Below are 22041 nucleotides of genomic sequence, written 5' to 3'. Positions count from 1 at the left end.
TGTCAATTTAAAGCAAACAGCTAAGGGAAGAACATGACAAACGTAGAATACTTTTTGCTGTTGTTAGCAGCCATAACTAGCGGCGTAGTAGCTGGGATCTTTTTTGCTTTCTCCAACTTTGTGATGCCAGCCTTAGCAAGGCTAACCAATGAGCAGGGTTTAGCTGCAATGCAAAGTATAAATGTTACCGTGCTAAACCCTGGTTTTTTTATGGTGTTTATCGGGAGTGCGCTGTTAAGCCTAGCAAGCCTTATTTGGCAATTTACGCTTGCAGTAAGCATTAATTACTACGCAGTTGCGGCGAGCTTTAGTTACTTAATAGGCTGCTTTGCTGTTACCGCTTTGGCTAACGTACCTCGTAATAAGGCTCTAGCGCTTATTTCTAGTCAGACCGCTGTGAGTACCGAAGATGCGCAATATTGGCGGACTTACCTTCGGTCGTGGACTGCCTGGAATCATCTACGAACGGTGGCATCAGCGATGGCGATGTTGCTGTTTATCTTCGCGCTATAAAAAAGGCCTTAATCAAGAAGATAAGGCCTTAGTCGATTCAAGTTCGCTTATTTGTATGCGCCTGCGGCATAGTTTAACTCATAGCTATGGCTATAAATTTCTAAGATGTTACCAAACGGGTCTTCCATATAAATCATGCGGTAAGGCTTCTCACCTGGGTAATAGAAACGTGGTGCTTTCATGCGTTTTTTACCGCCCGCAGCAACAATTTTCTCGGCCAATTCTTCTACATTTGGATCTTGTACACAGAAGTGAAAGATACCGGTTTTCCAGTATTCAAAGTTGTCTTCAGGGTTCTCTTGATTGTTGAATTCAAACAGCTCAACACCGATACGATCACCCGTAGATAGGTGGGCAATACGGAATCTTTGCCAACCACTGCCAAATACGTCGGTACACATTTCACCAATCGCACTATCGTCTTCCGTAATTTCGGTCGGTTCCATAATTAGGTACCAACCCAATACTTCGGTATAAAATTTTACAGCGGCTTCTAGGTCTGGCACTGAAATACCAATGTGCGAAAAAGTACGCGGGTAAGGGTTGTTAGTTAACTGCATGTCTAGCTCCACCAGTGATTTGATGGTTTAAGTTTAGTGCGGCATAATAAAAACATTAAATTATCTTTAATTATTAAATTGATAAGATTTTATTATGATTAATCTAGACTGGTTGCAAACCTATTGTACGTTGGTTGAGACAGGGCATTTTACCCGAACGGCCGAGAAGCTGGCGATGACACAGCCAGGTGTTAGCCAACAAATACGTAAACTGGAAGATCATTTTCAAACGCCTTTGCTGCAAAGAGAAGGCAAAAGCTTCAACTTAACGGAAGCGGGCCACAAGGTTTATCAGCAAGCGCAGGTAACTCTGGCTCAACTGAGTGGATTAGAGGTGAGCCTAAAGCAAGATGATCCACATACTGGCTTATGTAGAATTGCCAGCCCCGGTAGCTTAGGTTTAAAGCTATACCCCAGTTTATTGGACTTACAACAGCAGCATCCTAAGTTAGTGTTTGACTATCAGTTTGCGCCTAACGCGCGAATTGAGCAGCTATTGGCAGAACGCCAGTTAGACTTAGGCTTTATTACACGCCCTTCGCAGTTGAGTGAGTTAAGCGCACAAGTTTTTGCCAAAGAAGCCTTACTGCTGGTGACCCCGGCCAGTTGCAATAAGCCTAACTGGCAAGCCTTACAAAACTTAGGTTACATTGATCATCCAGATGGTGCTCATCATGCAAATTTGTTGTTGTCGGCTAACTATCCCGAGTTTGAACAACTTGAGCAATTTAGACTTCAAGGCTTCTCAAACCAAATTTCCCTGATCTTAGAACCGGTGTCTCGAGGTTTAGGTTTCACAGTATTACCAGCCCATGCCGTGGCCGCTTTTTCTGAGCCCAGTAAAATAGCCATTCATCACTTAGCTAAGCCAGTAGATGAGACCATTTACCTAGTGCAGCGCCGCTATCAACAACTGGCTAGCCGTTTTAACTTGGTGTCACAAATTATGCAGCAGGGCTTAACAGCGAACGATAACTAAGCAAGTTGAACAAAGAGTGACTTACATCACATTTAGGTGCCCGTTCACCTTAAGCGGTATTTTTTCAACAGTTGAACTATTAATTATTGATTAATAAGCATTTTGTTTAGTTAGGTTCACATTTTAGTGTCAGCTATTTTTACATATATCAACATTAGATTATTGCTTTTAGATTTAAGTCTTTGTAATTAAAGGTGTTGATATATAGGACTATTTTTTGCATCCCTGCGCGGGCAATGACCAAAATAGCAAGGAAAGCGGAAAGTGAAATTATTACAAAAAATAACAATATCGAGCATGCTTTTATTAAGCATGGTGTTTTCTCAACAATCAGCAGCCACAGTGATCGCACTAGATCCACTGGAAGATGTGATTGTAACCAGCGACATTTTTGATTGGGTATGGGCTTCACCTTGTTCAGGTGGCTGTAGCCAGTTAGTCGATAACTGGGAATATGCAGGCGGGCTTTACGATGATGCCTTAAATGCAGCTTTAGGTGTAAGCATTTGGCGTTTTGCCAGTGTAGAGGAATTTGCCAATATCCCAGCCAGAAGTTTGTTTAAGGATACGGAGATATGTGCTGCGCAATACTTTGACAATAGCCACAGCCACTGTGACTTTAACGACTCAATCTCACGCCAACCTAACGGCGGTTATCAAGAAACCTTATTGGTTCGTTTTAACAATATCCCGTTAGCGGCACAAGTCAGTGAACCAGCAAGCCTAGCAATTATGTTGTGTGGTTTATTGGGTTTGGCGTTGCGTCGCCGCACTTAATGAGTATTTAGTTAGCTCCACCTTTAGATTTATTGATTTAAGCCTGCATCATTGCAGGCTTTTTATTTTTATCATATAAATCTGCATCAAGGATGATTTGGAGAGCATGGAATATGCTGGAGCGGCAGCAATTAGCTAAGCGGCTAAAAACTGGGGATTTAGTCTTTTTTTCGGGTAAAGGCTTAAGCAGTGACATTATTCGTTACGGCACGTTTAGTAAGTGGAGCCACGTGGGTATGGTATTGCAGTTAGACCAATACGACTTTACGACCATGTGGGAAGCGGTTCCCGGCACTGGCGAGCAATGTCTCTATAGCCAGCAACTCAGCAATGGGGTGCAAGTGGTAGCTTTACATGAAAGAGTGAAAAAACACTTTGGCAGTATTTCAGTTCGCCAACTAATGGGGGGCGAGTTAGCAGATGTTGCAATTGCTGAACTCATGAGCTTACTAGAGCGCTTAAAAGGTCGGCATTACGAACAAAGCTTTTGGGAGTTAGCACGCGCTGGCTGGCAGGGGCCTTTTGGTGAAAACCAAGAAGATTTATCGTCGTTGTTTTGTAGTGAATTAGTGGCAGCCGCCTACCAATGTATGGGCTTGTTGGGCGGGGATAAACCCTCTAATGAATATACGCCAGCTAACTTTTCTGAAGACCAACTTACTCAACTAAATAATGGCTTTTACCTTTCACGGGAAGTTGATCTTTTTTCTACGGATTAATCGGCGTGGCGTTTTGACCAAGAATTGGAACCTTCTTGGTTAACGGCTTTAACAGCCCTTGAAAAAGGACGCCTTGGGAAGAGAGAGTAAATCGAGAACAGCTACTCCAGGAGTGATACCAAGGCGTCAAAACAGCTTTAATTAGTTAAGTGACCAATCGCCTCCTAGGCTTTTATGTAAACCCACAATGGTGTTAGCGGTTTGAAGTTTTGCCAGTATCTGCGCATCTTCTAGTAGGTTTTGTTGGCGCTGTGCATCAAGCACCGCTAAGTGATCAATTAGCCCTGCGCGATAGAGCGAATCTGCTTTGCTTAATGCAAGATCTGCCTGAGCACTCGCCTGTTCTATGTTGCTAGCAAACTCTTGGCTATTGCCATAGGCCATTAACATGGTTTCAACTTCGATAAAGGCTGAGTTTACCGATTGTTGGTAGTGAAGGGCGCTGTTGTTGAAACGCTGTTGTTGCATTTCTACCATTGCCTCGTGGCGTCCACCATCAAATAGGGTCCATTGCACGCCTACGCTGGCTAACCAAGCACCGGAATCGGCTTTGAATAAATCATCAAAGTTTTTAGCACTTAAACCTGGTCCACCGGTTAAGAAAAAGCGCGGGTAGTTTGATACTACTGTTGCCGCCAGTTCTTGGTTTACTGCTGCCATTTCCCGCTCTGCAATACTAATATCTGGGCGTTGAGTGAGTAAATCTGATGGTAATCCAACCGGAATTAAACCATTAAATGTTGGTAGCTTTTGTGGCTCTGCAAGTTGCGCAGTAAGTTGCGAAGGGCTTTGACCCAGAACCAGTGCGATACGATTTAAATGCACGTTCTCAGCACTATTAAGCTGCGGTAAAGCAGCGCGGCTTAAGGCGAGGGCACTTTGCGCTTTGGCTACATCTAGCTCCGAGCCATAACCACTCGAAGTCAGCGATTTCACTAACTTAAGCACTGTTTCTTGTTCGCTAATATTACGTTTTGCAATGGCTATACGTTGTTGCGCGCCGCGATATTGTAAGTAGTTATTAACGATTTCGGCGCTAACCAAGGTATGCATTCCTTGGTGGTATATTTTGGCTTGCTCTCCACGAATTTCTGCAGCGCTAACTTGCTTGTTAATGCGCCCGAACAAATCCATTTCCCAGCTCACGTTGGCTCCGGCAAAAAAACCGCCATTTTGCCGTTCAAGTAAATCCAGTTGGCCACCGCTTATTGGGTTGTCTATGCCAAAGGCTGGGCCGGTTAAGGGGCCATTTTTACTCAGTTGATAACTGGTGTAACCGCCGCCTAAGCTAACAGTGGGCACTTTAAAAGAGGCTACTGCGCTGCGGTAAGCTTGCGCTGCTTGAATACGGTTTGCCGCCATTTTTATATTCAAGTTTTGCTGCTGAGCTTGCTCAACCAAACTGTTCAAGATTGGGTCATTAAACTGGTGCCACCAACCAGCGGTCACCGTTTGCTGATTGTCAATTTGATTGGCTTGCTGCTTAGAGTAGCTGCTGTCGATTTCAAGATCGGGCACCTGATATTCAGGTCCCATAGAACACGCACTCAGCATTGCCGATACCACCAATAAAGACAGCTTGCTGAGCTTATGAGTAGGTAGATTAGTTGTTTTCATGATTAAGCTCCGAACAAGGTTTAGCTTCAAGCTGTGCTTGAGTTTGTGGCTCTTCACGATAAAAAATGCGATACCAAGCAGGCATAATAATTAGCGATAAGAAGGTAGCTACGACGAGGCCACCAATAATAATGGCTGCCATTTGGTCGAACAGGCGGTCACTTAATAGCGGCACCATACCTAATGCAGTGGTTAATGCCCCCATAGAGATAGCCATTGTTCGGTTTAGGGTCGCTTCAATAATTGCATCACCAATACTGCGGCCTTGTTTGCGCTCTAATTCAATTTGGTCGATCAGTACAATGCCGTTTTTGATGATCATTCCCGATAGGGCAACTGCACCAGTTAATCCCATAAAGCCAAAAGGTTTATCAAAGAGGAACAGTGTCCAAGCACAACCAATGGAAGCCAATGGAAGGGTAATGAGGATGATTGCTGGTTGCTTAAGGCCGTTAAACAAAGCCACCATAATAATTACCATCATCAGTACCGCTTTTGGTATTTGACTCAAAGTGTCGTCGAGTGCGCGTTTTTCGTCGTAGTATTCACCACCCCATTCAAAGCTATAACCATATGGCAATTCTATCGCCAATATTTGCTCTGCTAGGTCTTTACGCACGTCTGATGGTGTTTCTCCAAATACCGCTGCTTGAGCAGTGATAATAGGCACACGGTTACGACGCCAAATAAGGCTTTGCTCTTCACGCATTTCAAAGCCGTCTACTACTTGGCTTAGTGGTACGCTGTGTAAACCTAACAATGAGCGAACTGGTAGGTTTTCTAGCTGAGCAATATCGGTATTAGTGCTTTGTAGTTTGATAGGCAAGGTTTCGTCGCCTTGGCGTAATGCACCTACCACTACGCCGCTCGAGGCGCGTTGAATCGCTATTGCAATATCGCTGCGGTTGATGCCGGCTCTGCGCATTTTATCTTGATTAGTAATAGGCACTAATTGCTTGCTCGTTTGACGCCAATCATCCCTTACATATTTGGTATTTGGGTGAGCGGCAAAAATGGCTTGAGCCTCGTCAGATAAGTGTTGCAATACTTGCGGATCAGGCCCTTTAAAGCGAGCTTCAAGCGCAAACTTGTCTTTAGTGGCAAGTTTTAAGTCTCTAAAGCGTGGTTCTGCATTAGGGAATTGCGTTAATAACCAACGGTCGCCACGCTCTACCAATGCTTGAATAGAGTCAAAATCGCGTGCGTTGATTAAAATTTGGCCGTAGCTGCTGTCGAAAGGTTCTGGTTCAACAGTTACCGAGAACCGTGGCGCGCTGGCACCAATGTAGCTTGAAATGCCGGTAACTTCAGGTTGCTGCAATAACCATTGTTCTATTTTTTGCATGTCGCGCGACACTACTTCAGTTTGCCCACCGTTAGGCAGCCAATAATCCAAAAATAGGATGGGTCGGTCCGAGCCAGGCATAAAGTTAATGGCAATTTTAGGCACAACTAATGCGGTGACTAGCAAAGCTGGTATCACTAACGCGATAGCGCTAACAGGTTTGGCCACAACCCAAGAAAGTGCACGGCGAGACAGCTTACTTATCTTAGGTTCGTCTTGGCCTTCTTGGCCGGGTTTGTTTTTGATAAAGGCCCAACACATTAATGGTGTTAAGGTCATTGCCACTAGCCACGATAACAACAATGAGCTGCACAATATCTGAAATACCGAGATAGAAAACTCAGCCGCATCGGTTTGCGAAAGCAATACTGGCGTCGCGCCCATAATGGCAATAACCGTAGCTGCAAGCAGTGGCACCGAGGTTTCTTTTACGCTGCTGGTGGCCGCTTGATAGCGCTCCATACCTTGAGCAAGTTTAGATTTGAACATATCGGTAATCACAATGGCATTATCTACCAGCATACCGAGGGCCAAAATAAATGATCCAACCGAAACGCGTTGTAAATCAATGCCAGCAATTAGCATGTAAATCAGCGTAACCAGCAGGGTAATAAGCAAGCTGCTGCCTACAATGGCTGCACTGCGAAGACCCATGAAAATCCACAGCACGGCAACCACAATCACAATACTTTCAACTAAGTTCGTCACAAAGTTATTGATAGATTTTTGCACTTCATCTGGTTGAAACGCGATGGTGCCAATCTCGGTGCCTACAGGTAGTTCGTTGGTGTAATCACTCAGTACTTGTTTTAAGGCATCACCTAGCTCTACAACGTTGATACCGTTCACTGGACTCACTGCAACGGTAATGGCTGGTTTGCCATTAAAGCGGCTTTGCGAAAGGGCGGGTGTTTGATAGTCAAGGTACACATCGGCGATGTCGCCAAGGCGAATCAGGCCAGAACCTAAATCGGCTACTCCTGATTTAAGCAAAAAGTTTTGAATGTCGCTAACGCTGCTAAAAGTACCGCTTTGGGTCACTCTAATTCGTTCTTCGCCTAGCTTGAAGCTACCAGAATCGAGCACCATGTTTTGGGTAGTAAGCTGATTAAAAATTTGCGCACTAGACAGTTTATGCTCGGCCAAGCGTTCGCTGGGTAAATCAATAGTTACGATTTGCTGGGCTGCCCCATGTAACTCAACTTTCTTAATCCCTTCAACGGCTTTTAAGCGGCGCTGTAGTTCTTTAGCGTGGTGTTTTAGCTCTGCCGGGGAGGTGTCTTCACCGTAAACAGCAAACAGCATGCCGTATACCTCAGAGAACTCATCTTGCACTACGCTGATTTGCGCACTCATTGGTAGTTCTAGTTTTACGTCGTTTACTTTACGGCGCAATAAATCCCATTGCTGAGGCAATTCTTCTGACGAGGTATTCTCTTTAAGATCAACAAAGATCATCGAACTACCAGGGCGGGAGAGGCTACGTAACTTCCACACCGAGCCCATTTCTTGGAGTCGAGTCTCAATTTTGTCGGTGACCTGCAGCTCCACTTCCTCGGCTGAGGCGCCAGGATATAAGGTTAACACTACGGCGCTTTTTACGGTGAACGAGGGATCTTCTAGCTTCCCTAAACCGATGTATGAACCAATACCGGCGATGATACATAACACGGTAAAAAAGCATACAAAGGTACGTTGCCTAATGGCGAATTCAGCTAAGTTCATCTCACCCTTCCTTCGTTTCTAGCAATTCGCCTACTGGTTGTCCGTCTTTGAGGTAGCGGCTTCCTGCCACAATCACTTTATCTTGAGGGGAAAAGTCACCCGTTACACACACTTGTTGCTGGGTTTGATTAACAATGTTGGTGGCAACCGCATCCACTGTGTTAGCGGTGACGCGAAAAACGCTGACCTTAGCGCCATTTAATACCAATGCTGAATGAGGCAAGCAGTAACGCGTTTGTTCTGATTGCTCTTGGGCTAAAGCGAGTTGAATTGCTTTACCTGGGTAGGTTTCTACGGTGCTGTTTTCGAGGTCAAACTTTACCGTGTAGGTTTGCTTGATAAGATCTGGCACGGTGGCAATTTCGCTTACTGTGGCGGTGATACCCTCGGGGTGCTTGTGCCAAGTAATTTGGGCGCTTTGGCCTACTTTAAAATTAACGATTTGGTTTTCTGGTACGTCTATCACCGCTTCCAGTTGCTCTGGTTTGTGCAAGGTAAACACGCGCAGCGCAGGAACAGCTTGCTCGTGATTATCAACAAAGCGTTGTGCTACTACGCCGTCAAAAGGCGCGCGTAACTCGGTGTAGCGTAAGGCGTCTTTAGCCCGTTGAATGTTTTGATTAACCACCTCTACCGTTGCGTCGGCACGTTGTTTACCACTTAATGCGCGGTTTAAGTTAACCGGGGCAATCGCATTGTCTTGGCTGGCTTGTTCTATTCGTTGGTATTCGTTGTAAGCCAGCGCCTGTACAGATTTAGCTTCGGCGAGTTTGGCTTGCAGTTCTAATAGACTCACTTGGTAATCATGCGGGTCTAAGCGCGCTAACAATTGGCCCTTTGTTACCGCTTCGCCGCTTGTGACAAAAACATCTGTGATAGTACCAGGCACTCGGAACGCCAGCTTAGAACTGGTGCTTGATTGCAATACTCCGCTGTAATGCTGACTAACAGCTTGGCTGCTTGCGGTTAAGCTAATTACTTTAACGGGGCGTAATTTGCTAACGGTTGTTTCTACTGCTTGTTCATTACTACAAGCACTTAGCAAAGTTGCGCTAAGTGCAATGGCGAGGTAGGAGTGTTTCATTGCGTGCTCCGGTGACTAGGTTGAGAGCAGGCATGGTAAACAGTTTTAAGTGCGCTATCTGCTAGCGCTTCTGTTCTTATGTGTCACGCATATCGTGACAATCACATATACTCTGGTACACGAGAAACAATATGGTCGAGTAACAAACGCGCAGTATGGGTGAGGCCGTTGCGGCTTGGGTATACCATCCATGCCTCTTCCGATGAAGAAAGGTAGTCTTTCATTAAGTGACACACTGTGCCCTTTTCAATCATTGGATAAGCCAGTATGTAAGGCACTAGCGCTATACCCAATCCGGCTTCTACCGCCTGGGCTATATGGGCATAATTATTACTAATATGGTGATGAGACACTTCAATTTCTTGATTAGAGAATTGCCAACGATTTTCCAGTTTCTGGCCATAACTTCGATAAATAATGCAGCTATGCTGCAGCAAGTCTTGCGGGGTATTGGGAACGGGATTGTGGCGTAAATACTCCGGACTGGCGACAACAACTTTACTAAAGCCGCCCAGTTTTCTGGCAACAAAGCTAGAGTCGTCAAGAGAGCCTACATACATGGCCATATCAAGGCCGTGCTCAAATAATCCTTGGTAACTTTCATTAGAGTAACGGGCTTCTACATTAATGTCTGGATAGCTTTTCCTAAAGCTTTTTAGTATGTCGATAACATAGTGATCGCTGCCTACGTTTACCCCCATTTTCACTAAACCACTTGGGCTAGTGGTATGGCTGTGAAGTGCGCCATTAGCGTCGTTTAGCCGGCGAATAATGTCTTGCACACTTTCGTAGTACTGCTGGCCTTGGCTAGTCAGGTTTAGCTTACGAGTGGTGCGTACAAACAGCCGTGTACTTAAGCTTTGTTCTAATTCATTAATACGGCGACTCACGTTGGCTCTGGGCAGGTCTAGAGAATGTGCTGCTGCGCTAAAACTGCCTGATTCCACCACTTTAATAAATAGAGAAAGATCTTCAACTCGCATAATAAATTGTCACCAAATTAGATACAAACTTAGCGAAGACTAACAGTATTAGTGACTAATTCAAACCGTAGTAGCTTGCTTCAAAAGCCCAATAAGGCTGTTTAGCGTTTGCGCATAAGCCGAGTATTCCCCTGTAAGCTGAACTGAAAGGTCCACGTTTAACACTAAAGCCTTTAGTCGCTAAAGTGAGCGCCATAACGAGTAGATAATCGGTAAAGCAAGACTGAGCAACGTTTAGCTTATTTGATAATGAGTTTAAGTTCTCGCAGCTTATGCGGCTAAGGATCGCCGCTCTTTTTTAAAGGGCATTTCATATATTTAAGGTAATTAAAATGAAAAAAACGATTCTAGCAGTAGCCATCTTAACTCTGCCTCTTACTGTTTTAGCGGAGCAAACTAGTGAAGCGGAAACAGACATTAACTACGGTGACCCCACCGCAACGTTTAGCTCTGTGGGCTTGTCTCGCAGTAATGACCGGACTCAAATAAATAGCACTTTTGGTTGGGGCGAAGGCCATATGATCTTTGCTGACCTTGGCGCAGCAGATAAAAAAGACGCTGATAATAAAGTTGATTTTGACTATCGCCTTCGCTATTTCAAAGTGAACGACGGCTTGGGCTATTCAGTAGATGTTATGGGTGACCGAAATACCACTACAGCTTTGGTGGGAGGGATGTACAAGTTTGACATTACGCCCAATATCTCTCTATTCCCAATGCTCTACGCCGGCAAAATGAGCAGTAAAATAGATATGCCCATTAAAGACAGTACCGAAACCTTTAAAGACTCAAATTTAGTACAAGGTGGCTTATATGCCATGTATGCCTTTGATGACGGACATTGGTTATACGCTAACCCAAGAGCTACCTATGTTAGTCGTGCTAAAGATTTTATCCCGCAGGTAGAAGTAGGCGGCGGTTACATGGTGTTAGACAACGTATCGGTAGGCTTTAAGGTTGAACATACAGCAGATAGCAAAGTATCTAAAAAAGACACCGTAGGTTGGCTGCAGGCCAGTATGTACTTTTAGTAATAACCAGGGCGTAAACTCAGTGGTGCTTAGCGTTGCTGAGTTTAGGCCTTAGATCTGCATTGGTTCGCGAATACTCCGGTAGCAAGAGCGCTTAGTTAAAGGCATAAAAAGCAGGTGCTTTCCGTAATTTTATACATGTAATCTGCGATTCATTCTTTCCCCAAAGGCTTTCAATCTCTGGTAATGATATTTTTGTTATTTTTAGAGCTGGGTAGCTGATGTAGCGTAGGAAAGGTGATAGCCTTTGTATTATAAAATACGTTGAAAGAGGAAAGATTCCTTGTTTAAACAAGAATTTTTTCTTCTTAATAAGCTGTTAGAGCACCAGTAATCAGCATGGATGAGCATATGAAGTTTGGTGAAATTTGGGACAAATTCGAATTATACATAATGTCACTTTGGTTTCTATTCTTCTTAATCATTGTGATTACAGTGGATATACCAATGTGCTTTGGGGAAAACTGCCAATACATTGGATTTTGGGAAGTTATTAAGAAAAATATCGTTCCTGCTATTTCTTTGTTGTTAGTTCTATTCGGTATTGTTTTTTATTACCGTTTTGATTATAGAGTTGCCGGAAGTAAGAAGTTACCAGTCGAAATTACAGAGATAGAAGATCTTAATTATGAACACCTTACATTTTTAACTACGTACATTATCCCTTTAATTTGTTTTAACCTTACTAGTACAAGATACCTGATAGCTTTGGCATTTTTGTTAATTGTTATTGGTATTATTTACGTAAAAACAGATAAATTTTATGCTAACCCGACTCTTGCTGTTTTAGGCTTTAGACTTTACAAAGTGACGGTGAAGTCAAGGACGGGAATAAAAGAAAATATTGTTGTAATCACAAAAGATAGGTTAAGTGAACTTGATCAATTAAAAACGTTAGATTTAGATAAGAAAGTTTATTTTGCGAGGAAAGTCGAATGACGATTGAAAACTTAAAGGAAGGAATTTCATCAGTTATAACAGCGAGAGGATGTTCTGCTGAATTTTTCTTTCTTTTAGATGGTGATGAAGGAATGTGTGTTAAATCTGTTGATATTAACGAAGTAGATCAAACTAAACTGTCAGAGATGTTTACTGAATCATTGAGTAATAATATTCTCCTTAATGATGATCTTTCACTTATTCCAATATCAAGTGCAGATGACCGTAAGAATGCAATTTATGAATACGATTTAGAAGATGTTCCTGAAGAGTTATCAAACTTAAAAAAAATAATTGAAAATGAGGAGTTTGATACTTTTTCATTTAATTATGATTCATTAAAACAACTCGAAGGTGTACTCATTTTAATTGGTAATCAAGACGTCCAGCTTGCCATTTATAAACATCATTACCCAATTACTTTACTACAAAAAGATAGTGGCTTCAGTCTAACTAAAATGCGTGGTTCAAATAGGTTTCAGAAGCTAGATCAAGATATTCTAAAAATTGACCCTAAATTTCAGTTCATTAAGTTGAATGGTAAGTACTATATCCTAGACATTAAGGCATTAGAAAGATTCTTTGGTTTCCACGATGCTATCAAAAACATTGCCAGACAGGGGGTTGAGAATATTAAATCATCAGATTTAGTAATGAATTGTGCTGTGTTTGAAGCTCGACTTGATGATATAACCTTTTCAAGGAAATTAGTTAAATCAGCTAGTGAATCTCCAGTGCTATCAGTAATTCCTAATCGTGAAATATTATCTTTTACAAACACTCACCCTGCATTAAAAGGTAAGTTTAAATATAGTTCCGATGGTTCTCAATTTGATTTGAAAACTAAGAAGTCTCAAAATTTATTTCTTAAATTATTAAATGACGATTTCTTACAGTCGGAATTAACTAAAAAATATTATGAAAGTGTTGCAAAAGATAATATTGAAGAAACTGTTGCTGAAAGTGCAGCATAATGGTGCTCTAACAAATAGGAATAGGTGTCGCGCAGCCGACACCTTATTCGGGTGTTGAACAAGCCCAATGCTCTCTTCTATAGTAAATAACGGTGTTGATGTTGGCGGGGCCAAAGCCTTGTTAGTTTTGGAATAAAAGGGGTCAGAGTCACTTTAACTCGCTGGGTTTATATACTTTCACCTGTCATTTTGATAGTAATCGATAGCCTAGCGGTTATTGCCTTGTTGAATGATATGTACTGCTACTCTGGGGTAGGGGGCGCGCAGTTTCCTCGTTATCAATAGTCACCTTAAGTTGCGGTCTTAAAGGCATAAGCAGTTTAATTTTACTCTTTTTCGAGGAAGTGATGAGTTCAATTCAAATTCAATTAGAAGATATATTCGAGTTCTTAAAAGCGAATAGAGACTTTAATCTTCGTCTACAGGAGCAATTTTTTCTACCTGTATTATGTGTAGATGGCAGCGTTAACCCTAAAGTAATTAACCTTCTATATCATGTCGCGAATACTCAGAGCCAGCCAAAAATTGATCTTTTAGCTGAGTTTTATAAAACCGTGTATCGGAATGTTGAAAAAACAGAGAGCTTTGCAAGTTTTGTAGAGTTACTTACAGGAAAAGAAAGCCTGTTGTTTAGTTACCTTTACAAAGGGTTACGAGCAAAAAAAGGTTGGGGAGACAAGACTGCGGCTCTATTTACAAAAGTGGTTTACCAAGCTCACAATAAGTTAAGCGAAAATTGTCATTTTTGGGCTGATACACCTAAGCACATCTCTAAGGGAGATGAAATATGGTTGCCAGTAGATGCTGTTATCATCCATATATTTAAACAGCTAGGTATGGATAAGCCAAATTTCTCGAAAATTAATAAACTAATTAAGCAATACTACAAGGGTAGTGATCTAGAAGTGTGGGATGACCTGTGGTTTTGGGGATTCATCACCCAAAAAGGAACAGGTAATACTCGGAAAACAGAATGGAACGAGAATAAGTATTGGTCGTTAACTCATTCTGATAAAACCCCATCAGTAATTCGTAAAATTAAAGAAAAATCAATAGAGTTTATCGGTCTATTGGAAAAACAAATATAACAAAGCATTTAAGACGGATTCGCAACGCTTGGCAATTTCAGTTTGGGTCGGCTTCAATGCTAAATGTGGCAAGGTTTAAGGTTTAAGGTTTGTTGGTGTTGTTCACCACTTAATGCAGCGTTATGTTGTAGGAAAAAAATGGACTTAAGCATCTACAACATTGAGCTTTTAGCTTCAGAGCATATCAATGAAGTCACGTCACTTTGGCGTGAATCAATGATGGAAGCTCTAGGCATACAGCCAGTTCACTCCTTTGAGTCACAGGCTTACTTTCTTGAACATATCCTACCTAGTAGCCATCAAGTGTTAGTTATTGTCCGTATTAATAGCTCTCATCCGGTTGCCTTTATGGCCTGCTCAGAAACAGAAATAAGCCAGCTATACGTTTCACCTAAATTCCAAGGAAAAGGTATTGGCTCGTACTTACTAAGCCAAGCTAAAGAACAATCTAGTGGTTTACTTACTTTACGGACGTTTGAAGCAAATGAAAAAGCACAGAGGTTCTATCGTGCACATGGTTTTGTTGTTCTGCCTGGAAACAGTGAAAATGAAGAAGGGCTTCCAGACTTAGAGTGTCGGTGGGAAGGTTAGGCTTACAACATAACAATGAGTGATTCACAACACTTGGCGCCCTCACATCAAGTCAGTTTAGTGTTTATAGCACAATGGTTTAGGTAAGGTTTTAGCGTAGTTCACACCTTAATTTGGCCTTACTTCTCGACTGGCGCATTTGCTAAGCCCAACAAAAAAGCCCTCAACAACGAGGGCTTTTTGCAATTTATCTTCTGTTTAGTTTTTAGAAAAAGTAGGCCATGTTTACTTGTACAAAGCTGTCTTTGCTAAAGGCATAAGTGGGGTCGGCTAGGTCGTCGGCGTCAATGTACCAAAGGTCTAACTCTCCCTTCCAGTTATCGCCAAAACGTCGGCTGGCTTCTAGTGTCACCACATTGGTGTTGTAGTCTAAATCAATGGCTCCGCCTAACAAAAACTCGGTACTTTGGGCGTCGTTTAATACCAAGCGAGCGCCTAGGTAGAGATCGTTTTGAAAGGTAGAGGTGGCCTCTTTGCCGTCACTATTCCAGTTATATTCGGTGAGCAGGCCTAAATCGGCAATGCTGTCGAATAGACCTACCAAGGTGTATTCATAACCACCCACTGCCGCAGTGTAATTATTGCTGTTGGTGTTGCGATACAAACCTTCAAACTTCCATAACCAATCGCCTATGGTGGCTTGAAGATCTACGCCAAGCTGGTCCATTTGCTCGTAGTAGGGCGTGAGCGTGCTACCTCCGTTACTAGGGAGCAACAAAGGGTCGCGGTTGGTGCCACGAAAGTAAGCGGTACCTACATCCCAATCACCAAAGGTTTGCGCCCAGCGTAGGGCAAAATCAACATGTTTGTTTTCTGCGCCTGATTCGTATTGGGCATTGTCTTGGTCTACCGGTAAGGGCGGGCGAAAGCGACCATCAACGCCTGCAAAGGTGCGCTCTCTAAAGCCGGGTAAAATGAACACATCCCAAATGCCCGAGTCTTGATAGGTATTGAAGTGCACCATTGGTTGGCCGAGCTTTTCGTCGCCATCGGGAGATTCGATAAAATCTGTTTGATTAATCACATCTACCAAGTGCTGAGTTTCGGTAACGCCCCAAAACACTTTGGCAATACCAATTTCTAGCTCATATTCGTCAGCCAAATGCAGCCATTTAAGCTCACGAATGTCGGCATGGCTGCGTTCGCTATCCATCGAATCGGCGCGGGCGAAGGGAGTAAAAGTAATGCTATCTACGCCGTCATTCCACTCCCAGTACAACTCGGGCTCAGCGCTAATTGATCCTTGGTGTTGCTGGTCTTGATGAGGTAATGCACCTTCTTCAAAAAAGCCTCGATATTGCACGGCAATATTGCCGCGCAGCTCCATGGCTGCGCTACTAAAGCTGGCAAATACCAAGCTGCAAGCAAGCGCTAGCCTAGTGTTAGATACAGTCATTAGCGGGCTCGCTTAAGCTTATTTTTGTTGAAGTCAGACTCTTTTACACCGGTTTTAAACTGATAGTTATTCCAAAACATTTCAGTCTTTTTATCGGTTTGGTGATTCACCATTAGCATTTTTGAAGGACGCCAGTGTTTATCAGCATAAACTTGGTAGTCGGTCATGGTGAGGGTTTTAAGCAATTGGCCTTTGCGGTCATAAAACTCGACCTTATGAACGCGGTAGGCCTCTTTATCCATCCAGGTTATTTGTTTGGTATAGCCTGAGTATTTATCGACAGGCACATTTTCAACTACGTAGCTGTCGAAGCCGGCTACGGTTTCATCGCGCAAATAGGTGTAAGTGTACTTTTCTACTTCAAATGAACTTAAGTCTTCAAAAGCAAATTCACTGCCCATGTAAGGGCCTGATTTGTTGCGCGAGCCGATGCGTTTTACCCGCTTAAGTGCAGGTAAGTACAGCCATTGCTCATCAGGCTCTAAGGCATGAGAAAAGCTTAAAAAGGCAGTGCCTTTAACATCGGCTGGGTGATCAAACACACTCAGCGCTTTGTCGCCATCATCTGCCACTTCTAAGGATTGAATACGAATTGAGCGAGTGCTTTTGTCACCTTGTGCGTTGTACAGAATCATTTCGGTTTCCGCTTTAGAGTCAACCCAACCCAGATCAAAGGCTTTACGCTCGGTGGCGATGCGTAAACCTTTTTCCTGTTCGGTTTCTGCTAAGGCTTGTTGGCTGCCGAGCATAGCCACCGTAAGCACTAATGCTTGAGTCATCCATAATTTAAGCGGTTTTTTGTTGAAGTGCTGCTGCATGTTCTGCTCCCTTTGCGCGGTCAAAGCTAATCAAAAGTAATGGTAGTAGTAAGAAGTCGATGGCTAAAGCGACGGCGATAATGATTGAGGTTAATAAACCCATATTTGAGTTGATGGTAAAGGTTGAACCAATAAGTACCGAGAAACCTACTACCAATACCGCAGTGGTAATGGCCAAGGCTTTACCCACACTGACAAAGGCATAACGCACTGCATCCTCAGTGCTCTTTCCTAGCCTGCGGGCGTATTGGTATTTGGTGAGAAAGTGCACCGTATCGTCCACTACAATCCCTAAGGTGACGCTAATCACGATAGATAAACCCAAGTTGATGTTGCCATCAATTAATGCCCAAATGCCAAAACCAATACCTGCAGGCACTAAGTTTGGCAACAAGCTAATAAAGGTGAGCCGCAACGAGCGAAGTGAAATTCCAATCAGTACCGAGATAAGCACCAAGGCCCAAAATGCGCCTTTTAAGGCTTGCGGCATGTTACGTTCGCCAATGTGAGCAAACATAAGGTTAGGGCTAGCTGCAATTACGTGGTATTCCGGCGCGTTTATTTGCCACCATTCTAGCGAGCGCTGCTCTAGGGCTATCATGCCAACAGAACCCATGTTTTTAGTGGTAATGGTTAAGCGTGAAGCTGATTTGTCTACGTTGATTTGATTATTCAAATCTAAGCCATAGGGTAGGCTCATTTCATACATTAATAGGTATTGCGCCGACAACTCTCGCTGCTCTGGTATTAAATAGTAATTGGCATCGTCACCATGCATGTTTTTGTTTAAACGGCGCATGATGTCGGAAATACTATTCACATTGTCTATTTCTGGCTGCACTCTTAACCAAGCACTAAAGTCGGCTACCGTTTGCATGTAGTTTGGCTGGTTAATGCCGCTACTTTCACCGCTTCTTATTTCATAAGAAATGGTGGTAATCCCAGATATATTCTCCTCCATAAAGTCGGTAGATTGCCGAAAGTCCACCTGTTTGCTGAAGTACTCGGTGGCCACATCGTTGAGCTGATTTCTGGGAATCATCGCTAAAAAGCCAACAATTACCACAATGGTCACTGGCATTAGCCATTTGCGAGAATCAATCACAAAGTTAGCTAAGCGGTCGAAGTTAGAGCGGCTCTCTACATTTGGCGCTTGTTTAATCGGCAAGATTTTTAGCAGTGCCGGTAAAATGGTTAAGGCATACACATAAGCTAGCATTACCCCAACCGCAACAATGGTGCCTAAAGCCTGGAAGGGCGGCGAGTCGGAGAAGTTAAGGGTTAAGAAACCTATTGAGGTAGTGGCACTGGTTAAGAAAATAGCCCGATTGTTGATTTTTAAACTAAAGGCTAATGCTTCGTTTTTAGATTTACCCTGGCGCATTTCATAGAGCATAGACGCGATAACGTGCACGCAATCGGCCACTGCTAAGGTCATTACCATGGTAGGCACATTTACCGTTACGGTGTTTAATGCATAACCCATCCAACCGGCCATGCCCATGGTGCTGGCAATAGTTACTACTATCACCACTAAGGTGGCTAACATACCAAGCACTGAGCGAAGTAGCAGCGCTAACATCACTAAAATAAGCAGAAACATCAGCGGCACAAGAGTAGACATGTCTTTTTGGCTTTGTTCGATGAAGCTGTTGTTCATCATGATCATGCCAGAGAGTAAGATTTTGTGTTGCGGATAAGCCTGCTGATACTTAGCTTGTAGATCGCGCACAAATTGAGAGGTTTTGGGCACTTCTGCCTGCATGTCGGCTTCGGAGATGGTGATGGTAGCCGCTATTACCGCAACCCGACCATCTAGGCTGATCAAGCGGCTTTCGAGTAGCTGTTCACTTAAACTCACCTGTTTTATTTTGGCTACTTTTTCCGGATCTAACATCTCCAACTCAAGCAATAAATCCTCTACCCACAAGTCGTCTTCTACCGCTTCGGTATGCTGGAAGTTAGTAATAGAATCTACCCGTGTGGAGTTGGGTATTTGCCAAGATTCATCGGTAAGTTCTTTAATTAACGTGAGAGACTCTTGGTTGAATACATCGCCTTGCTCTGGGGCTATAACAAAGGTGACGGAGTCGGTTTTGTTAAACACCTTTTGCATACTTTCAAATTCTTGAAGCTGCGGGTTATCCTCACCAAAAAATATTCGGTAATCCCCAACAAAGGTAAGAAAGCGTCCTCCCGATGTCATTGCCATTACCGCTAATAGTAATAAAACTAGCGTTAACCAAGGTCGAGCAATTACCTGACTAAAAAATTTCTTTTCCATGGCCCTGTCCTTTACCAATTGCACCATTCAATTGGTTTAAAGTGAATTATGACGATTGGTCTAAATTTGACGAATCGTCACTTGCGTTGTTTAAAAAACCGCTAGTTACCGCGGTTTTCGTTGCTTGCTATGTGTGCTTTTGTTTTAACTACCTTCAAAAGGTAGAACAAGTTGTTACTTTTTCTTACCTAGCTGACAAATCTTAGTTAGCTAATTATCAGCTTGCGTAAAGTGCTTAATACAGTGTTTCGTTTTGTTCTAGCATTGCCAACTCTTCAGAGTACAGCTCTTGGCCTATTCGCTGCCAAGTTGCTAGGTAGTCTTGTTCCTGCGATAACGGCTTCCAATTTAGCCCGTCACACAATAAGTTAATGTTATAAAGCAGCGCATATTGGCTATCAAAGCCAGCAGAGCAAAACTTACTCGACTTATTTACTACTGAGCTGCTGAGTGCGTTGGTTCCAAAAGCCATGGACCAAGCGGCAAAAGTTGCTGCATTTGCATCCACATTTTGACTCGCTGGGATCTCTTCTAAAGCAACCGCTTCTTCTATTAACTTAACCGCTACGCCAACAATTTTGTTTTCATATTCGCTAACGCTGGCGCTACGAGTACTCGAAGTTTTTTCCATAATATTGGGTGTTTTCATACTTAACACTACCATTGAAAGCGTAGGGTAAAGACGATTAAACAAACGGTAGCCATAGGCCATCGCAATCATTTTTTCTCGAGTACTACCGGCAAAGCCATTAATGCGCTGGTACAAGTCAATTTGTAAGCGCATTGAGCGACAGCATAATCCGCACAATACATCTTCTTTACAGCCAAAATGGTTATACACCGTGCCTTTGGAATACTGCGAGCGTTGAGTGATTTTATCCATTGTTAATCCGGCAAAGCCGGTTTCTGCCATTAGCTCTAAGGCTATATCCAGCAGTAACTCTTCGCGATCGGCTATTTCTAGGGCTTTTCTGGTTTTAGTATTCATTTTGTCTCTTTGTTGACCCATCGTCACAATGTGACGATTCGTCAATTTATACGCTTGAGGAAGTTGATATTCAAGTTTTATTTTAATTTTATATCACTGTTCAATGGTATCTACAGTATTACTGAATAGAAGTGTAAGTAATAACTGCGTTTGTGAGCCAGTGTATGGGAAAACTAATCCATTAGAACCCTTAGCGATCGTTTTTTTATCAACAAAGTAGTGTTTCATAAAGCTAAATCACACTTAGGCAAAAAAACTTATTGTGATGCATCAATATAATATCGATATTGGGTTTAAAGTTAGTGTTTCATCCTATATGGTTACGCCTTGACCAATTATATAGCTTCACGGAAGGACAATAAGAAGCATGAAACAATCAAACAACAGCATATTACGATTTATCACTCAAGGTAGCTTAGTGCTGCAAATTCTTATCGGTATTGTTGCCGGTAGTTTGCTTGCAGTGGCTGCGCCAAGCGCGGCAATGTCTATTGGACTACTGGGCGAACTGTTTGTAGGCGCGCTAAAAGCGGTTGCTCCGGTATTGGTTTTTGTTTTAGTCGCTGCGTCGGTCGCTAGCCACAAGCGTGGACAAAATACTCAATTACGTCCGATTATTTACCTGTATCTATTTGGCACCTTTGCTGCGTCGTTAACTGCGGTAGCAATGAGTTTTGCCTTTCCTACTGAATTGGTATTGGTGAGTACTGAAACCTCAGCAAATCCACCGCAAGGTATCGGCGAAGTACTACATACCTTGTTATTCAAGGTGGTAGATAATCCAATTAACGCGATTATGAGCGGCAACTATATTGGTATTTTAGCCTGGGCTATCGGCCTTGGTATTGCCATGCATAGCGCGTCAGATACTACTAAAACGCTGTTTAACGATGTAGCTGCAGGTGTATCTAGCATTGTGCGTTTTGTGATTCGCCTGGCGCCTATTGGTATCTTTGGTTTGGTGGCAAATACCATTGCTCAAACCGGCTTCTCTGTATTACTGGGTTACAGCCAATTGCTGATGGTGCTTATTGGTTCAATGTTACTGATTGCCTTGGTGATGAACCCAATTTTGGTGTTCTACAAAATCCGTCGTAACCCTTACCCGTTGGTATTTAAGTGCCTGCGTGAAAGTGGTGTTACCGCCTTCTTTACTCGCAGCTCAGCGGCTAATATTCCGGTAAATATGGATTTAGCTCGACGCTTAAAATTGGATGAAGATACCTATTCAGTATCCATTCCATTAGGTGCCACCATTAACATGGCGGGCGCTGCGATTACTATTACCGTGCTATCGCTAGCAGCAGTGCATACCTTGGGTATTCAAGTCGATTTTGCTACGGCATTGTTGTTGAGTGTAGTGGCGGCTGTTTCTGCTTGTGGCGCATCTGGCGTAGCGGGTGGTTCACTATTGCTGATTCCATTAGCGTGTAGCTTGTTTGGTGTATCTAACGACGTGGCCATGCAAGTGGTAGCAGTAGGCTTTATTATTGGCGTGCTGCAAGATTCTGCAGAAACTGCTCTAAACAGCTCTACTGATGTATTGTTTACTGCTGCATGTTGTAAAGCTGCAGAGGAAAAAGCTTAAGCGCTATTTATGCGTAAAAGCTAACATTGTCAGTTAATTGTT

The 22041-nt window shown here is 43.1% G+C and carries 19 protein-coding genes; 10 read left to right on the top strand and 9 right to left on the bottom strand.

Annotated elements, in window-relative coordinates; translation table 11 throughout:
* The first annotated feature begins 33 nt into the window (after positions 1-33).
* Positions 34-513 carry a DUF1772 domain-containing protein gene (locus Q4549_RS03645; protein ID WP_303549358.1) on the top strand — a complete coding sequence of 160 codons (480 nt, stop codon included), beginning with the start codon at positions 34-36 and terminating at the stop codon, positions 511-513.
* A 47-nt stretch (positions 514-560) separates the two neighbouring features.
* Here the strand turns inward: Q4549_RS03645 and Q4549_RS03640 are convergent, their stop codons facing one another.
* Positions 561-1073, bottom strand: coding sequence for a lactoylglutathione lyase family protein (locus Q4549_RS03640; RefSeq protein ID WP_303509788.1), 513 nt, complete (start codon positions 1071-1073; stop codon positions 561-563).
* A gap of 94 nt (positions 1074-1167) precedes the next feature.
* Between Q4549_RS03640 and Q4549_RS03635 the strand changes: the two genes are divergently transcribed.
* The 3 genes from Q4549_RS03635 to Q4549_RS03625 all read left to right on the top strand — a co-directional run bounded on the left by Q4549_RS03635 (position 1168) and on the right by Q4549_RS03625 (position 3548).
* A complete protein-coding gene (locus tag Q4549_RS03635) occupies positions 1168-2052 on the top strand; it encodes a LysR family transcriptional regulator (protein WP_303549361.1) in 885 nt (294 codons plus the stop codon).
* A gap of 264 nt (positions 2053-2316) precedes the next feature.
* Entirely contained in the window at positions 2317-2829 is a 513-nt protein-coding gene (locus tag Q4549_RS03630) for a PEP-CTERM sorting domain-containing protein (RefSeq protein ID WP_303549364.1), read from the top strand.
* 113 nt (positions 2830-2942) lie between these two features.
* Positions 2943-3548 carry a YiiX/YebB-like N1pC/P60 family cysteine hydrolase gene (locus Q4549_RS03625; RefSeq protein ID WP_303549365.1) on the top strand — a complete coding sequence of 202 codons (606 nt, stop codon included), beginning with the start codon at positions 2943-2945 and terminating at the stop codon, positions 3546-3548.
* A 141-nt stretch (positions 3549-3689) separates the two neighbouring features.
* On the opposite strand, the gene Q4549_RS03620 is transcribed toward Q4549_RS03625, so the two are convergent.
* The 4 genes from Q4549_RS03620 to Q4549_RS03605 all read right to left on the bottom strand — a co-directional run bounded on the left by Q4549_RS03620 (position 3690) and on the right by Q4549_RS03605 (position 10302).
* Entirely contained in the window at positions 3690-5165 is a 1476-nt protein-coding gene (locus Q4549_RS03620; RefSeq protein ID WP_303549368.1) for an efflux transporter outer membrane subunit, read from the bottom strand.
* Positions 5152-8235, bottom strand: coding sequence for an efflux RND transporter permease subunit (locus Q4549_RS03615; RefSeq protein WP_303549371.1), 3084 nt, complete (start codon positions 8233-8235; stop codon positions 5152-5154). The genes Q4549_RS03620 and Q4549_RS03615 overlap by 14 nt, the downstream gene beginning before the upstream one ends.
* Position 8236: 1 nt before the next feature.
* On the bottom strand, positions 8237-9319 hold the full coding sequence (locus tag Q4549_RS03610; protein ID WP_303549373.1) for an efflux RND transporter periplasmic adaptor subunit: 1083 nt from the start codon (positions 9317-9319) through the stop codon (positions 8237-8239).
* A 101-nt stretch (positions 9320-9420) separates the two neighbouring features.
* A complete protein-coding gene (locus Q4549_RS03605; RefSeq protein ID WP_303549375.1) occupies positions 9421-10302 on the bottom strand; it encodes a LysR family transcriptional regulator in 882 nt (293 codons plus the stop codon).
* A gap of 332 nt (positions 10303-10634) precedes the next feature.
* Here Q4549_RS03605 and Q4549_RS03600 point away from each other — a divergent pair, with 332 nt between their 5' ends.
* The 5 genes from Q4549_RS03600 (at position 10635) to Q4549_RS03580 (ending at position 14925) form a co-directional block, all read left to right on the top strand.
* On the top strand, positions 10635-11333 hold the full coding sequence (locus Q4549_RS03600; RefSeq protein ID WP_303549378.1) for a hypothetical protein: 699 nt from the start codon (positions 10635-10637) through the stop codon (positions 11331-11333).
* Positions 11334-11672: 339 nt separating this feature from the next.
* Positions 11673-12272, top strand: a complete 600-nt coding sequence (kwaA, locus tag Q4549_RS03595; RefSeq protein WP_303549381.1) for an anti-phage protein KwaA — start codon at positions 11673-11675, stop codon at positions 12270-12272.
* On the top strand, positions 12269-13246 hold the full coding sequence (gene kwaB / locus Q4549_RS03590; RefSeq protein ID WP_303549384.1) for an anti-phage protein KwaB: 978 nt from the start codon (positions 12269-12271) through the stop codon (positions 13244-13246). The genes kwaA and kwaB overlap by 4 nt, the downstream gene beginning before the upstream one ends.
* A gap of 347 nt (positions 13247-13593) precedes the next feature.
* A complete protein-coding gene (locus tag Q4549_RS03585; protein ID WP_303549387.1) occupies positions 13594-14334 on the top strand; it encodes a hypothetical protein in 741 nt (246 codons plus the stop codon).
* A 138-nt stretch (positions 14335-14472) separates the two neighbouring features.
* Positions 14473-14925 carry a GNAT family N-acetyltransferase gene (locus Q4549_RS03580; RefSeq protein WP_303549391.1) on the top strand — a complete coding sequence of 151 codons (453 nt, stop codon included), beginning with the start codon at positions 14473-14475 and terminating at the stop codon, positions 14923-14925.
* A 205-nt stretch (positions 14926-15130) separates the two neighbouring features.
* Here Q4549_RS03580 and Q4549_RS03575 read toward each other — a convergent pair whose 3' ends face one another.
* The 4 genes from Q4549_RS03575 to Q4549_RS03560 all read right to left on the bottom strand — a co-directional run bounded on the left by Q4549_RS03575 (position 15131) and on the right by Q4549_RS03560 (position 20411).
* Positions 15131-16321, bottom strand: a complete 1191-nt coding sequence (locus tag Q4549_RS03575; RefSeq protein WP_303549394.1) for a hypothetical protein — start codon at positions 16319-16321, stop codon at positions 15131-15133.
* The gene (locus Q4549_RS03570) at positions 16321-17139 is read right to left on the bottom strand and encodes an outer membrane lipoprotein-sorting protein (RefSeq protein ID WP_303509825.1); all 819 of its coding nucleotides are present in this window, start codon (positions 17137-17139) and stop codon (positions 16321-16323) included. The genes Q4549_RS03575 and Q4549_RS03570 overlap by 1 nt, the downstream gene beginning before the upstream one ends.
* Positions 17108-19423, bottom strand: coding sequence for an RND family transporter (locus Q4549_RS03565; RefSeq protein WP_303509828.1), 2316 nt, complete (start codon positions 19421-19423; stop codon positions 17108-17110). Before Q4549_RS03565 ends, Q4549_RS03570 begins: the two co-directional genes overlap by 32 nt.
* A gap of 235 nt (positions 19424-19658) precedes the next feature.
* Positions 19659-20411, bottom strand: a complete 753-nt coding sequence (locus Q4549_RS03560; protein ID WP_303549396.1) for a TetR/AcrR family transcriptional regulator — start codon at positions 20409-20411, stop codon at positions 19659-19661.
* Positions 20412-20778: 367 nt separating this feature from the next.
* Between Q4549_RS03560 and sstT the strand changes: the two genes are divergently transcribed.
* Positions 20779-21999 carry a serine/threonine transporter SstT gene (gene sstT, locus Q4549_RS03555; RefSeq protein WP_303509832.1) on the top strand — a complete coding sequence of 407 codons (1221 nt, stop codon included), beginning with the start codon at positions 20779-20781 and terminating at the stop codon, positions 21997-21999.
* Positions 22000-22041 lie beyond the last annotated feature (42 nt).

The organism is Agarivorans sp. 2_MG-2023 (genome assembly GCF_030548085.1).
GTDB lineage: Bacteria > Pseudomonadota > Gammaproteobacteria > Enterobacterales > Celerinatantimonadaceae > Agarivorans.
The sequence above is the reverse complement of the archived record's forward strand: the minus strand, read 5'-3'. Positions and strand labels throughout refer to the sequence as shown.